General features: G+C 61.7%; 13 protein-coding genes and 1 pseudogene. 8 read left to right on the top strand and 6 right to left on the bottom strand.

The window, feature by feature from the left end; translation table 11 throughout:
• Positions 1–221: 221 nt before the first annotated feature.
• Complete coding sequence (locus tag WT60_RS09140; protein WP_060355872.1) at positions 222–1211, bottom strand: 2-dehydropantoate 2-reductase; 990 nt, start codon at positions 1209–1211, stop codon at positions 222–224.
• A gap of 94 nt (positions 1212–1305) precedes the next feature.
• Positions 1306–2451: a LuxR C-terminal-related transcriptional regulator gene (locus WT60_RS09135; protein WP_038744650.1), complete on the bottom strand. Its 1146-nt coding sequence runs from the start codon at positions 2449–2451 to the stop codon at positions 1306–1308.
• 335 nt (positions 2452–2786) lie between these two features.
• Here WT60_RS09135 and WT60_RS09125 point away from each other — a divergent pair, with 335 nt between their 5' ends.
• The 4 genes from WT60_RS09125 (at position 2787) to WT60_RS09110 (ending at position 7030) form a co-directional block, all read left to right on the top strand.
• Positions 2787–3842, top strand: a complete 1056-nt coding sequence (locus WT60_RS09125) for a porin (RefSeq protein ID WP_038744653.1) — start codon at positions 2787–2789, stop codon at positions 3840–3842.
• A 30-nt stretch (positions 3843–3872) separates the two neighbouring features.
• Positions 3873–5060, top strand: a complete 1188-nt coding sequence (locus WT60_RS09120; protein ID WP_059580686.1) for an MFS transporter — start codon at positions 3873–3875, stop codon at positions 5058–5060.
• A gap of 46 nt (positions 5061–5106) precedes the next feature.
• Entirely contained in the window at positions 5107–6216 is a 1110-nt protein-coding gene (locus WT60_RS09115; RefSeq protein WP_038744656.1) for a class II histone deacetylase, read from the top strand.
• Between the two features lie 190 nt (positions 6217–6406).
• On the top strand, positions 6407–7030 hold the full coding sequence (locus WT60_RS09110; protein WP_038744658.1) for a phospholipase D family protein: 624 nt from the start codon (positions 6407–6409) through the stop codon (positions 7028–7030).
• A 279-nt stretch (positions 7031–7309) separates the two neighbouring features.
• Here WT60_RS09110 and WT60_RS09105 read toward each other — a convergent pair whose 3' ends face one another.
• Positions 7310–7960, bottom strand: a complete 651-nt coding sequence (locus WT60_RS09105) for an MEKHLA domain-containing protein (RefSeq protein ID WP_236860871.1) — start codon at positions 7958–7960, stop codon at positions 7310–7312.
• Positions 7961–8009: 49 nt separating this feature from the next.
• Between WT60_RS09105 and WT60_RS33540 the strand changes: the two genes are divergently transcribed.
• Complete coding sequence (locus tag WT60_RS33540; protein WP_145986762.1) at positions 8010–8201, top strand: hypothetical protein; 192 nt, start codon at positions 8010–8012, stop codon at positions 8199–8201.
• Positions 8202–8713: 512 nt separating this feature from the next.
• Positions 8714–9001 (top strand): hypothetical protein, encoded by a 288-nt coding sequence (locus WT60_RS33535; RefSeq protein ID WP_145986761.1) that lies wholly within the window; start codon positions 8714–8716, stop codon positions 8999–9001.
• Between the two features lie 517 nt (positions 9002–9518).
• Here WT60_RS33535 and WT60_RS33530 read toward each other — a convergent pair.
• The 3 genes and pseudogenes from WT60_RS33530 to WT60_RS09095 all read right to left on the bottom strand — a co-directional run.
• A complete protein-coding gene (locus WT60_RS33530; protein WP_145986760.1) occupies positions 9519–10865 on the bottom strand; it encodes an AAA family ATPase in 1347 nt (448 codons plus the stop codon).
• A 2-nt stretch (positions 10866–10867) separates the two neighbouring features.
• Entirely contained in the window at positions 10868–11854 is a 987-nt protein-coding gene (locus tag WT60_RS09100; RefSeq protein ID WP_145986759.1) for a reverse transcriptase family protein, read from the bottom strand.
• A 514-nt stretch (positions 11855–12368) separates the two neighbouring features.
• Positions 12369–12713: pseudogene (locus WT60_RS09095) on the bottom strand (DUF159 family protein); the annotation flags it as partial.
• A gap of 79 nt (positions 12714–12792) precedes the next feature.
• Here WT60_RS09095 and WT60_RS09090 point away from each other — a divergent pair.
• A complete protein-coding gene (locus WT60_RS09090; protein ID WP_059580888.1) occupies positions 12793–13260 on the top strand; it encodes a hypothetical protein in 468 nt (155 codons plus the stop codon).
• The gene (locus WT60_RS09085; protein ID WP_082745164.1) at positions 13257–13538 is read left to right on the top strand and encodes a hypothetical protein; all 282 of its coding nucleotides are present in this window, start codon (positions 13257–13259) and stop codon (positions 13536–13538) included. Before WT60_RS09090 ends, WT60_RS09085 begins: the two co-directional genes overlap by 4 nt.
• Positions 13539–13574: the final 36 nt, after the last annotated feature.

Below are 13574 nucleotides of genomic sequence, written 5' to 3'. Positions count from 1 at the left end.
GATCGGTGGATCGGCAACCGTAGTCGAATCGGCGACGTCCGGCACGCGTTTCGCCCGTATTTCACCCGCATTTCGCCCGTCTCCCCCGCCCGAACGACGTGCGCCGAACGACGTACGCTGAACCCGCACCCACCCCGCTTTCGCACACGCGCGCCGCGTCGCCGCATCACGCGCCGGGCGAATCGCCCGCATCGATCGGCCGTCGCCCGCCGCGCCGGACCTCACAGCCCGGAATTGAACGCGCGCTGACGCAGCAGCCCGAGCACCGCGTCGCAATACGGCGTCGGCACGCCGAGCTTGCGGCCGAGTTCCGGGAACACGCCCAGAATCGGCCCGATCTCCAGCGGCCGCCCCGCCTCCAGATCCTGCAGCATCGATGTCTTGAACGCGCCCAGCCTGCGCGTCACCACGATCCGCTCGGCGCCGCTCATCCCGGCCGACAATCCGAGCCGCGCGCCGATCGCGTCGGCCTCCTCCATCATCCGCAGCGCGAGCGCGTGCGTGTACGGGTCGTCGAGCAGGCGGTCCGCCGCCGAGCCCGTCAGCGCGCTCAGCGGATTCATGTTCATGTTGCCCCAGAGCTTCGCCCAGATGTCGGTGCGGATGTCGGCCGAGCGCTCGACGTCGAAGCCGCCCGCCTCGAGCGCGTCGGCGAAGCGCGCGGCAAGATCGAGCAGCTCGCGCCGCGGCGCGCCGACGATCAGCCGGTTGCCGCGCCCGCGCGCGACGACGCCCGGCTCGCGCGTCGCCGACGACAGATGAACCACGCAGCCGATCGCGCGCGCGGGCGGCAGCGCCGCCGCCGTCGCGCCGCCCGGATCGATCGCGTCGAGCACGGCGCCGTCGAGCGGGCCGCCGAAGCCGTCGAAGAACCACCACGGCAGGCCGTTCATCGCCGCGACGACGGTCGTTTGCGGCCCGACGAGCGGCGCGATGCGCGTCGCGAGTTCCGGCAGCGCCTGCGCCTTCAGCGCGATGACTACGTAATCCTGCACGCCGAGCGCATGCGCGTCGTCGCTCGCGCGCAGCGGAACCGCCGTTTCCTCCCCCGACTCGCCGACGATCCGCAGCCCGCGATCGCGCAACGCGCCGAGCGTCGCGCCGCGCGCGAATGCGCTCACGTCCCAGCCCGCGCGCGCGAGCGCCGCCGCGAACAGCCCGCCGATCGCGCCGATCCCGACGATCGCCGCGCGCATCGGTGCTCGATCCATATGCGTGTCTCCTCGTTCGATGAAGCGACGAGCATAGAGCCAAATGGTTGCGGTCACAACCATTTCGCGCGCTTCGCCGCGCGCGGATCATGCGTCACTCGTCGATGCCGGGCTCCGCGCCGATTCCCTGCGCCGCGCGATCGATCTCGCCGAGCACGCCGGAGATCTGGCTCTTGTCGTGCATCCCGAGCTTGCGATACGCGCAGCGCAGATAGTGCCGCACGGTCGCGGGCGCGATCTCCATGCACTGCGCGACTTCCTTGTGCGAGCGCCCTTCGCCGTAATAGCGGATCGCCGCGAGCTCGCGCGGGCTCAGGCGGTCGAGCAGCGAGCGCGGCCGCGCCTCGAGCTGGTACAGGCCCGCGACGGGCACGCAGCGCATGCACAGCGCGTCGCCCGAATACGGCTGCGACGCGTGGCGGCGCAGATGCTCGACGAACGCGGGCGGCAGCCGCGAGCCGCCCCAGTCCGGCCACTCGGTTCGCAGCACCTCGCCGAAACCCGCGTCCGCGTGATGCAGCACGCCGAAGTTGTCGCAGATCGCGCGCACCGTCGATGCGGCCGCTTCGCTGCGCAAGCGGGTCAATTGCGCGGCGCGATTGATCGTCAGCGCGGCCGCGAGGTGGGGAATCACGTCTTCGTAGCGGCGCGCGTCGTCGTCGGTGAACGGACGATTCAGGCCCTGCCGGTAGATCGACAGAAACGTCGTGAGTCCGAAACGCCGGTCGAGCGTGCACACGCACATCAACTGCGCGAGCCCGTACTTCACGCACCAGTCGCGAAAACGCCCGTCGAGGCCAGGCTCGACGACCGACAGGATCGCCGCCTGCCCGTACGCGCCGTGCAAGGTGCGGTGCGCGAGCGGATCGCAATCGCGCACGCGCTTCCAGTCGATGAAAAACTCGTGCGGCAGCCGGTACAAGTAGCTGTTGTGCATCACGGGGCCGGTCGGCGTGTGGTTCGCGACGCCCGTCCAGCCTGCGTCGAACGGCAGATAACGCGACAGCAGCTGAAAGAACCGGCATTCGAACTCGCCGATCGACGCGCGGCTCGCGACCGCGTACAGGTCGAGCAGGAACAGGCTCAACTCGCGCGACGCCGCGCCCGGCGTCTGCGTGACGCCGTCGAAGTCGCGCCGGCGCGGCGCAAGCGGCGGCCACGCGGCTTCGTCGAGCACGATCGCCGCCGGCACGTCGCGCAGCGCATCGATGTCCTGCCGAATACCCGCTCTGATCGCCACCACTGACCGCTCCCTTGCCCGCTCGTCTCGCCGGCCTTGCGCGCTTCGATCGCTCCGATGAGCGATCGATTATAGCCGCCGGTTTTTTTGAAAACCGCCGCGCCGCGAACCCGCGAATGCCCCATCCATTTGAACGGTGCCGGCGCGTTGCCGCACCGCATCATCGGCGCCGCCGCGCCGCGGCCGCACGCGCGCGCCGCGGCGCGACGGCATTCAGGATGCCTTGAGGGTTTTCCGCATCGTTCATCTGAACGGCTGTGCAGCGGCTTTGCCGCTACCGACACTGCCAACGCCCCCCGAACGACAACGATTACACGGTTTGGAGAAACGAAGCGATGAGGACGTTCAGAAACACTCGCAGACGACGCGCGCTCGCCGCAACCGCGACGCTCGCCGCACTGTCCGATCCGACGCACGCGCAGTCGACGCTCACGCTCTACGGCGTCGCCGATGCGGGCGTGCAGTATCTGTCACGCGCCGACGGCCAGAAAGCCGCATGGCGATTGCAAAATTACGGAATCCTGCCTTCCCAGATCGGCCTGAAGGGCGAAGAGGACCTCGGCGGCGGCTGGCGCGCGCTCTTCAAGCTCGAGCAAGGCATCAACCTGAACGACGGCACGGCGACCGTGCCGGGCTACGCGTTCTTTCGCGGCGCGTACGTCGGCATCGGCGGGCCGGCCGGCACCGTCACGCTCGGCCGCCAGTTCAGCACGCTGTTCGACAAGACCCTCTTCTACGATCCGCTCTGGTACGCGTCGTACAGCGGCCAGGGCGTGCTCGTGCCGCTGTCCGCGAACTTCATCGACAACTCGATCAAGATCCAGTCCGCGACGTTCGCCGGCTTCGACTTCGAGGCGCTCGCCGCCACCGGCGGCATCGCCGGCCACTCGCGCGCGGGCCGCGTGCTCGAGCTCGGCGGCCAGTTCACGAGCAACGGGCTGTCGGCGAGCGCGGTCGTGCACCAGTCGCACGGCACGATCGACGGCGGCGCCGATCGCTCCGCGCTGCGGCGCGACATCGGCACGCTCGCCGCGCGCTACGCGTTCGCGTCGCTGCCGCTCACCGTCTATGCCGGCGTCGAGCGGATGACGGGCGAGCTCGATCCCGCTCGCACGATCGTCTGGGGCGGCGCGCGCTACCAGACGAGCGGCCGCTTCGGTTTCGCGGGCGGCGTCTATCACACCGATTCGCCGACGCCGCAGATCGGCCATCCGACGCTTTTCATCGCGAGCACGACGTATTCGCTGTCGAAGCGCACCGTCGCTTACCTGAACCTCGGCTACGCGAAGAACAGCGGCCGGAGTTCGCAGACCGTCTACGAATACGACCCGACGCCGCTCGCCGGCGCGTCGCAGTTCGGCGCGATGCTCGGCATGTATCACGTCTTCTGAATCCCGATTCGAGCCTTGGAGAGCACGACCATGAGAACTCTGCTGCAAGATGCGGCGCCGCCGGGGGCGACGCCGCCCGCCGATGCGCCCGATTTCACGAGCGGCACGCTCGCCGCGCTCGTCGCGTTCGCAGCGATTACGCCGCTCCTGCTGCTGGTCGCGCCGGCCGTCGCCGGCCAGCTCGGCGCGCAGCTCGGGCTGTCGGCGTCGCAGATCGGCACGTATTTCTTCGTCGAGCTCGGCGCGTTCAGCCTCGCGACGCTGCCGTCGTATCTGTGGCTCGGCCGCGTCGACGCGAGGCGCGTCGCGTGGTGCGCGGCCGCCGTGTTCTGCGCCGGCAATCTCGCGACCGCCATGCTGATGCCGGGCTTCGTGCCGTTGCTCGCGCTGCGCGCGGCGACGGCGCTCGGCGGCGGCACGCTGATGGTGCTCTGCATGACGAGCGCCGCGGCGAGCGGCAACAGCGATCGCGTCTACGGGCTGTGGGTCGTCGGCCAATTGATCGCGGGCGCGGCGGGCCTCTTTCTGCTGCCGCATCTGTTCGACGCGGTCGGCTTGCGCGCGCTGTACGTCGTGCTCGCCGCGCTCGCCGTGTGCGCGGCGCCGCTCGCGAGCCGCTTTCCGGCCGCGCCGCGCGCGCGGCCCGCGAGCGAGCGCGGCGCGCATCGGCCGATGGCGCGCGCACCGGCCGCGCTTGCGATCGCCGGCGTGCTGACGTTCTATCTCGCGATAGGCGGCGTGTGGACGTTCGCGAACAAGGCGGCGTCCGCGGTCGGCTTCGGCGCGCAGGCAAGCGGCAACGTGCTCGCGATCGCAAGCCTGATGGGAATCGCGGGCGCCGCGCTCGCGTCGTATCTCGGCGGCCGCGCCGCGCGGCGCGCGATGCTGTTCGCGGGGTATGGAATCCTCGCCGCGTCGCTCGTCATGCTCGCGGCGATGCCGAACGCAACCGGCTACACGATCGCGATCTTCGGCTTCAAGTTCGCGTGGACGTTCGTCCTGCCGTTCATTCTCGCGAGCGTGGCGGCCATCGACGCGACGGGCCGCCTGATCGCGACGCTCAATCTCGTGATCGGCTCGGGGCTCGCTGCCGGGCCGCTCGTCGCCGGGCTGCTGCTCGACGGCGGCGGCACGCTGCGCGCGCTGTTCTCGGTCGCGGCGATCGTGTCGATCGCATCGCTCGCGGCGCTGCTGCGCGTCGAACGCGACGCGCATTGACGCCGCATGTCGTTCCCCTCCTCCTTCATCGTTTCAGCTCATCGCAATGAAAAAAACCGCTTTCTTCACCGACGAACGCACTTTCTGGCACACGGGCGGCGCGCATGCGCTGTTCTTTCCGGTCGGCGGATGGGTGCAGCCGCCGTCGAGCGCGGGCTACGCGGAATCGCCCGATTCGAAACGGCGCCTGCTGTCGCTCGTGCACGCGTCGGGGCTCGCCGCGCATCTCGACATGCTGAGCGCGCCCGCCGCGACCGGCGCCGATCTGCGGCGCATCCATCCTGCGCACTACCTCGAAGCGTTCAAGCGCGCGAGCGACGCGGGCGGCGGCGATCTCGGCGAGCTCGCGCCGTTCGGCAAGGGGAGCTACGAGATCGCGGCGCTGTCGGCGGGGCTCGCGCTCGCCGCCGTCGACGCGGTGCTCGCCGAGCGCGCGGCGAACGCGTTCTCGCTGTCGCGCCCGCCCGGCCACCATTGCCTGCGCGACAAACCGATGGGCTTTTGCCTGCTCGCGAACATTCCGATCGCGCTCGAGGCCGCACGCGCGAAGCATCGGATCGAGCGCGTCGCCGTGATCGACTGGGACGTGCATCACGGCAACGGCACGCAGGCGATCTACTACGAAGATCCGAACACGCTGACGATCTCGCTGCATCAGGACCGCTGCTTTCCGCCCGGCTACAGCGGCGCCGACGAGCGCGGCGCGGGCGCGGGCGCAGGCGCGAACCTCAACGTTCCGCTTCTCGCGGGCGCGGGCGACGACGCGTATCGCTACGCGTTCGAGCGCATCGTGCTGCCCGCGCTCGACGCGTTCAAGCCCGAGCTCGTCGTCGTCGCGAGCGGGCTCGACGCGAACGCGGTCGATCCGCTCGCGCGCATGCAGTTGCACAGCGAAAGCTACCGGTTCATGACGCACGCGCTGATGCAGGCCGCGCAGCGGCATTGCGGCGGGCGGCTCGTCGTGGTCCACGAGGGCGGTTATTCGGAGGCCTACGTACCGTTTTGCGGGCACGCGATCGTCGAGGCGCTGTCGGGCGTTCGCACCGACGTCGCCGACCCGATGCTCGAGCTCGCGATCGCGCAGCAGCCGGGCGAGCGCTTCGGCGCGTTCCAGCGGCAATTGATCGACGAGATGGCGACGAGCTTCGGTTATTGACCGCGGCGGCTCGGGCGATCCAAAGCGAAACGAAACGACATGAAACGGCGCCGCGCGGCGCCGTTCGTCGGCGGGCGTCGACAGAAACGTCCCGGCGAGGCGACGGAAAAAGCGGCGAAAAGAATCGACGAAAATCGCACCGATGCCGTTACACTCTCGTCCTCTTCAGTTTCGAACGCCCAAGAATCGCATGCAGTTGCCCAAGCGGCTCGCCGCCGCGTGTCTCGCCGCCGTTTTCCTGTCCGCCGCGCCGCCCGCCGTCAGCAAGACGGCTTCCGATTCGCTGATCGCCCGCCTCTTCGAGCTGATCGCCGACGCGCTGCCGTCGCCATCGAGGGAAGCGCCCGCGGGACAAGTCGTCGAAGCGGCGTTCTCGCCTGACGGCGGCGCCGAGACGCTCGTGCTGAAGGTGATCGGCGCGGCACGCGCGTCGATCCGTCTGGCGGGCTATTCGTTCACGTCGCCGAAGGTCGTGCGCGCCCTCCTCGACGCGCATCGCCGCGGCGTCGACGTCGCGATCGTCGTCGACAACGACGGCAATCGCTCGAAGGCGTCGAAGCAGGCGCTCAACCTGCTCGTCAACGCGAAGGTGCCGACGCGCACGATCGACCGCTATGCGATCCACCACGACAAGTACATCGTCGTCGACGGCCGCCATGTCGAGACGGGCTCGTTCAACTACAGCGCCGCGGCGGCCGCGCGCAATTCGGAGAACGTGCTCGTCGTCTGGAACAATCCGGCGCTCGCCGCGCAGTACCTGAAGCACTGGCAGAACCGGTTCGATCAAGGGGCCAACTATCGGTCGACTTATTGAGCGCGGGCCCTGGGCGGCGGCGGGCCGGCGTCAGGGCGCGCTCGCTCGCCGGTTCGCTCGCGCGAGCCGTTCGCGCAGCGCGCCGACGAGCCGACGTACATGTCGATTGCGGCGAGCGCGGCGCGAAACCGCGCGCGCCGCCATCGCCCGGCGACGCGTTCGCGGCGCGCGATCCGCTTACTACTGCCTACCGCCGCTTGCCGCCCCGCCGCTTGCCGCCGCTCACGGCGCTTCGCCGTCGCGCTCCGCGCGCGACGCTCGACGGCCGCTCGCCACGGTTCACGCATCCGTCCACCGGCGATAGGTCGCCGCCTGCCCCCGATAGGTGCCGTCGCGATCGATCAGGTTCCAGACGGTGACGTCTTCGATCCAGAAGCGCCGCCCCGACTTCGCAATGCGCAGCCCGCGATAGCCGGTTGCGAATCCGCGCGTTCGCACCGCTTCGAGCAGCCGCGCGCGCTCGTCGCGATTCGGCTCCTCGGCCGAGTACCGCGAATGCAACGCGGTCATCTCGTCCCAGCTGTATTCGAAGCAGCGCTGCACAGTCCTGTTCGCGTAGACATAGCGCGGGTCGGCGGCGGTGTCGTGGGCGAGCACGCAAAACGGGGCGTCCTCGTAGAGCCAGCGCGGGGCGTCCGCGCGGGGCAACTCGGGAGCGACGAGCGGCGTGCCGGTCAGCCGCAGATGGCTGCCGGCGAGGAGTTCGAGGAAGTCCGGGTCCAGCGCAAGTGAAGGGGACATGGCGTCGTTCTGGCAAGGGATTGAGGAAGTCGCGCGATAACGGCCGATGACGCCGCAGCGCGCGCGTCGCAACGAATCGACTGCAGATTGTGCGCCTGGTTCGAAGCCCGCGTCGACGCGGCCGGCAAGTCGCCCGATCTCCGAGTCGAGGGCGGCCGCTCGCCAGGATGCAGTGTTCGAGCGCAGCACGACTCGACGCGCCGAACCGTGAGCCGATCAAGCGCGGCTGGAGCCGTGCATGCTGAAGATGAAGACGCGCTCGGCCGCCTCGTGGAAGATGAACGGCGGAACGGATGAACAGACGAGTGGGCGAATGCCCGTGCAAACCCGCGCGCAACGCGTGAAGCCAACGAGAGAATTCGCGCTCGATCACAACGACCGCCGTCGACAAGCGGCGGCTGGAGAAATTTCGCGGAAGCGCTTCCGGTGAGAAACGCGCGACTCGGGCGCGATGGAACCGATCTCGACCGGCTCGACGGAAGCTCGGAAAGCGTGGATGGTGCGTGAGGCCGGACTCGCCTTCATCAACCCAGAGGCGCTCATATTAGGTTATGCGTAGAAAATGCGTAGATCGAAAAAAATTGCCCCTGCCCAATCAAAGAATCTCTTACTGTCGTACATAACCAGTGACGAGAATCGAGTCCACTCAGTCGCCCATGATGCAAGAGCAACTGCACCTCAATTGACATGGCTCTGATGCAAAAGCTACGTTAAAACCTATAGCCCAATTGTTCAGAAAAAAAGCAACCAAGTACAGCGGCCATTGATACAAATGCGTTGTCCTTCTGCATTCTTGACGGTCGCGCATGGACATCGCAATTATCAACACTATCGTCAACCCTATTGACTGAAACCATACTAGCTTTCTCAAGCGCGTTTACTAAGATTTATATGGTTGTGTGCCCTATAACCGTGCAACCAGCACAAACGTGGAGTGGAATCATGGCGGATGAAATACAAGGCAGTGGAATGGAACTGCCTGGTGCGGACTTAGAAAGGATTCGAAAGCTTACGGAGGTAATCGATGGACCGTTGCATGAAATTGCCAAAATTGTAAATCTGAATATTGGTAATGGCCAGAGCCAACACGCCGGTAAGCATCGCGGCGAAATCGTGACCTATATGAAAACGGGTCACGTAAAGATAGTCATCAAGGATGGGAACGGTGGGTGCGCAGGAGTTTGGGAAGATCCGCCGGGAATCTGTCGCCCCTGCCGCAAAGGCGATTGAGGATATCTTCCCACAGCTATTAATTGGCATCCAAGCAGCAAGTAAGCTATTTGGAATATGAAGAAAGCGAGAAGCCTCGAGGAATCGGGGCTTTTTTGTAGAGATGAGGCAGGTCACCGCCGCCGAGGAACCGCCACCGGTTGGGAAACCAATCTATGAACTTTGCGACTCACAGCCAAAGCAACTTTTCCCGGTCATACGAGCGCACAACACACCGGCGCAACTGCGAGCCTTACTCCAATGATGCATATGTCTTTTCGCCTTATCTGACAAGGCGAAAATCCGAAAGCTACACCACAACCTGCGCTACTGGATTTCCGGATCGGCCGCTACCGACCCTGAACTGCTCTACGAGTCCCCGTGAACGCGGCGTCTGCTCCCACAACCCATTGCGGCCATTTGCACTTTACCCTTTAAGCCGGTCAATGATGAATGTGATGCAGTCGTTGACATGTCCGAACCCGTTGTAACGCGAGCATAGCTCGGCGCCCGGACTGCTCGCATGGACGATGTATTTCTAGGCCGGCGCGAGAAATTCCTCTATTTTCACAACAAGCGGCTGAATCTCTTTTTCATATTTTTCGCACAAGTGCTCAAAAAGCTCCGTCTGACTGTATAGTCCAGATCGCTTTAATGCAATAAAAAGTCCTTTCCCATCCTTCTTACCAATATCACCCTTCCAATCATCCGGCAATTTTTTTAGCTTTCCATCTTGGTATTCGATAAAAATATCTTTCTCAACACTCAAAAAAGGAACAAATAGAATGTCGCCACGAGCGTGTACATATCGCTCCCCTGCTTGATCTCCGTCTAGAATACAAATGACAGTCGCGTCCTCAGTGAAAAATTTCCCGCTTCTGTTTCTTGTCATCAAGTCAACAGTGTTCGATCCGCCTGCGATATGAACTATCGTATACGAACTAAATATTCTTTTTATGTACCTTCGAATAATATGTTCGATGAATTCACTTAAAATCTTGTCCTCGGTCAAGATGTATCTATCCCACCCAGTGAATCCAAACAAAATACTTCTAACGTAGTTGTATGTTACTTCGTTATGTTCGACGTGGCCATTTTCGTTCGTCAGGTACAATATCTCACCGTCTTGATCTAATGAGCGAAGCATAGCTAGAGAGTGAGTTGTGAATACGATGTTGACATTGTAGTCTGCGCAAAAACGTCGCAAATTCCTTATCAAATGCACCTGAGCAGCGGCATCAAGAGATATATCTATCTCATCAATAATAATGAGCCTCTTTCGATTTCGAATTTTCCGGTACAAACTAATAACGAAGAACTCCCCTGAGCTGAAGTAATCTTCGCGAATATATCGACTATCCCTCTTGATAAGGCAAAAATATGATCTATTCCTTATTCTAATTTCACGAAGATTGTCAAATCGACGCTCCCCGTAAATATCAGAAAGAAAATCAATGAGCTCCTGCGGAACGGAGTAATTCTCCAGAACAACGTTCTGCCGTATTTCGGCATCGTTGTTACTAATTGTTTGAAAGTAATTGAATCGCTCGCCATATGGCATAGGCAGCTCAACATCAATCTCATCCTTCAATGTCCGCGGAACGGGCGTTTTGCTGTTCAGGGCGCCGATGTTCTCGTCGTACTCGAACAGGTAATCGGTGCCGTCGTAGCGATAAACAATGCGGCTTTGTGGCGAGAAAATACTGCGATCCGAAGTGAAGTTATATGTGTCCGCGACTCGAAGATTTCTCAGCGCTTTTACGATAGAAGTCTTCCCAACGCCATTTCTACCGACGATACAAAATAGCCGACTGCCATCAAACGGGACTGCGATACACGCACTAGTGATGTGCTGAACATTTTCGATTTGAACGAAAAGTTCCATCGTCACTTGCTCCTCTTCGAATCCGTATTTTTTTGCCGATGAATCAGCGTATCGACCACCGTGACACCATATCTCCGACGAAGTTTGTCCAGATATTTTTGATCGATTGTGTTGACGTAGTTTAGCAAGCCGCCAAGTACGTCGGCGCTCTCTTCCAAATCGGTGTTTGTGAAATCTATCAATGCATCATTATTACGGACGTAGAAATACAACATCGTCTCCACCCGGTTTCTAATTTTCGAATCGACGGCAAGCTGTCCATTCGGAAGAATAACCATGCCAAGTATCTTGATCTTTCGCCCGATACTGGTCAGTTTGGTTTTTTGATCGTTGAGGTGCATCTGCGGATAGCCACACTCAGCGAGAAGACGTGTAATCGTCGCATCCATTCCTAACAAGAGCTCTTTTTCTTGCGCTGAGATCGTGATATCGTCAGAATACCGGGTATAGACGAGACCCTTTTCTACACACACGCTAAATAGGGCATCATCGAATAGAAGAAGAGCTGTATTGCTTATCGCCGGAGATGTGGAAAAACCAAGGGGAAGTGTGGATTCAACTGTGACGAGGTCAATAATTCGATCTAGATACTCAGCCACATCGCTGACCGGAACTTGGTTGATTCCTCTTAGGATGGCTTTTTTAATAGAATCTGCTGATATGCTAGGGAAGAAATTTTCGATATCGACTTGATAGAAGTGGCGACCATTAACATGCTTCTTGACAGCATCGACGGCACTCGCTCCCTTTCTATACGAGAAAACTATATCCTCTCTGATTGGAAGGTGATTAAAAATGAATAGATTAAGAAACGAATGATATTTTGCTAGAATCTTATCCGCCACGTATACGGTTCGCTCTTTCATCGAATTATTGGATACCGTTTTACGAGTAACCCTCCGCTCGATGTCACAAGTAGCGAAGTCTTGGAACGACTGCTTCCCGTGATACATCGCATTGAAGAGGGTTTCCAGCGGCTTCTTGTTCATTTCGCAGAATTGCTCGATGTAGTGCCGCAAACGCGTCGCTAGGGACGTCTAGCGCGGCGAAGCTGAGTTATTTGGGAACCTGATCGGGAACGATATCACGATTCCCACGGCCGCCGAGGTGCCGCTAAGGAAATCTGCGGTGAAGGGATGACCGGGCCGGTGTCAACTCGAACCGATGGGACTTCCATACGAAATGGGCGACTCCCTGAAATCAAGGAATCGCCCACACGTAACATGGATGCAGACCCGGTAGAGGCCAGACATAAGACTGGAGAATACTCCTAGTCGCCGGCATGGTTTTATTCTACTGAGGTGCGACGACAAACGCAATCTTCGTCTAGCGATGACGAGGCGCACGGGGGCTTCTCCCACGCATGTAACTATGCATCTTTGAATGCGACCCTATAACCTAAGTACCACTTCCAAGGCAGCATCGTGACGCAAAAGCTCAGTGACGGTGGGGCGGCCGAATGCTCACGGAGAGCGGACACCTGAATGTCCTCCTCATCGAACCTTGGGCTGGAATCAGACATCGGCGACCCGCACGCCACCCCGGCCCGTATAGCGGCGACTTTTCAAGGTTGTCATCGCGCGCGTTCATTGTGCTACGCATGATCGGCGGCGCTTTGCCCTCAGCCTTCGCTTTCTCGATGTTCGCTTTCTGCAATGCGTGCGGCCAGTAGCCGAATCCGGCGAGCAGCGCTTCGACGTGCCCGTCGACCGCAGCGACGATCGGCGCGAGATAGTCCGGATAGATTTCACGCTCCCACGGCTGCCGCTCCCAGAGATCACGCAACACGGGGAGCTTCAGCTCGGCGAAGCCCTCGGGCTCTCCAGGCGCACGGTAGTTCGTACACATTCCCGCCCCCGTTTTCGATGCTTGACCAATGCATCTTACTCCGCGATATACTGGATGCCCATACAGTATTTATCGTATGATGAAACCTCGCTGGGCGTATATCTGGGAATACGGATTCTCGGGAAGCCGGGAACTGCTACGCACCCCGATCGAGTTGACGCACGAAGAATTCGAAGATTGGATTGACGAAAATCCCCGTGCCTGGCGCCTTATGCACACTGCGCCGCTAGAACACACGAAGATCGACCGCAACCGCGTGCCGCTTCGGGATGCGCATTTCAGGTACAAAGCCGCGATGCCTGAATTCGACGCGCCGAATACCGAGGAACTGCGCGCTATGTGGCGCACGCACACCGATCCGGATGTCCGTTGTCTGATTCTTGAGATCGTGATGCTCCGAAAGTCGCTCAGCGAAATCAAGACTTGGTTCGACAGGGTCGACCAAGAGGTGGTCGACAAGGGGCCGTTCGGAGGCCCGCAAGGGCATTTTCAGCGACTGCGCCATCTCCTTCGAAAGGAGATGCAGCGCGCGGGGATGATGCGATGACGATGACCTACCACGATGAACTTCGCGAGTTCGGCTGGACTGCCGTCAGCTCATACGGCTATACGCACCCGACCGGATGGTCGATCGGCGTCTATCGAGTTCGAGATCGTTGGGTTACGCTCCTTTGGGATGCGCATTCGATTTACGACGAATACAGCGATCCGCTTGCAGCCGCTAAACACCACGCCGCGTTGACGTCGGAAGATGCGAGGGGCACGCCGACGCAAGATGTCGCACAACTGACAGAACTGACAGGTGTCGTGGCTGCACAACCGTAACAACCGCGTCTGCCGCGCTCGATGGTAAATTTGCAC

Origin of the sequence: Burkholderia sp. MSMB617WGS (assembly GCF_001532025.2) — a bacterium.
Classification (GTDB): domain Bacteria; phylum Pseudomonadota; class Gammaproteobacteria; order Burkholderiales; family Burkholderiaceae; genus Burkholderia; species Burkholderia savannae.
Note: the sequence above shows the minus strand (reverse complement) of the source record. Positions and strands in the feature narration are given on the sequence as shown.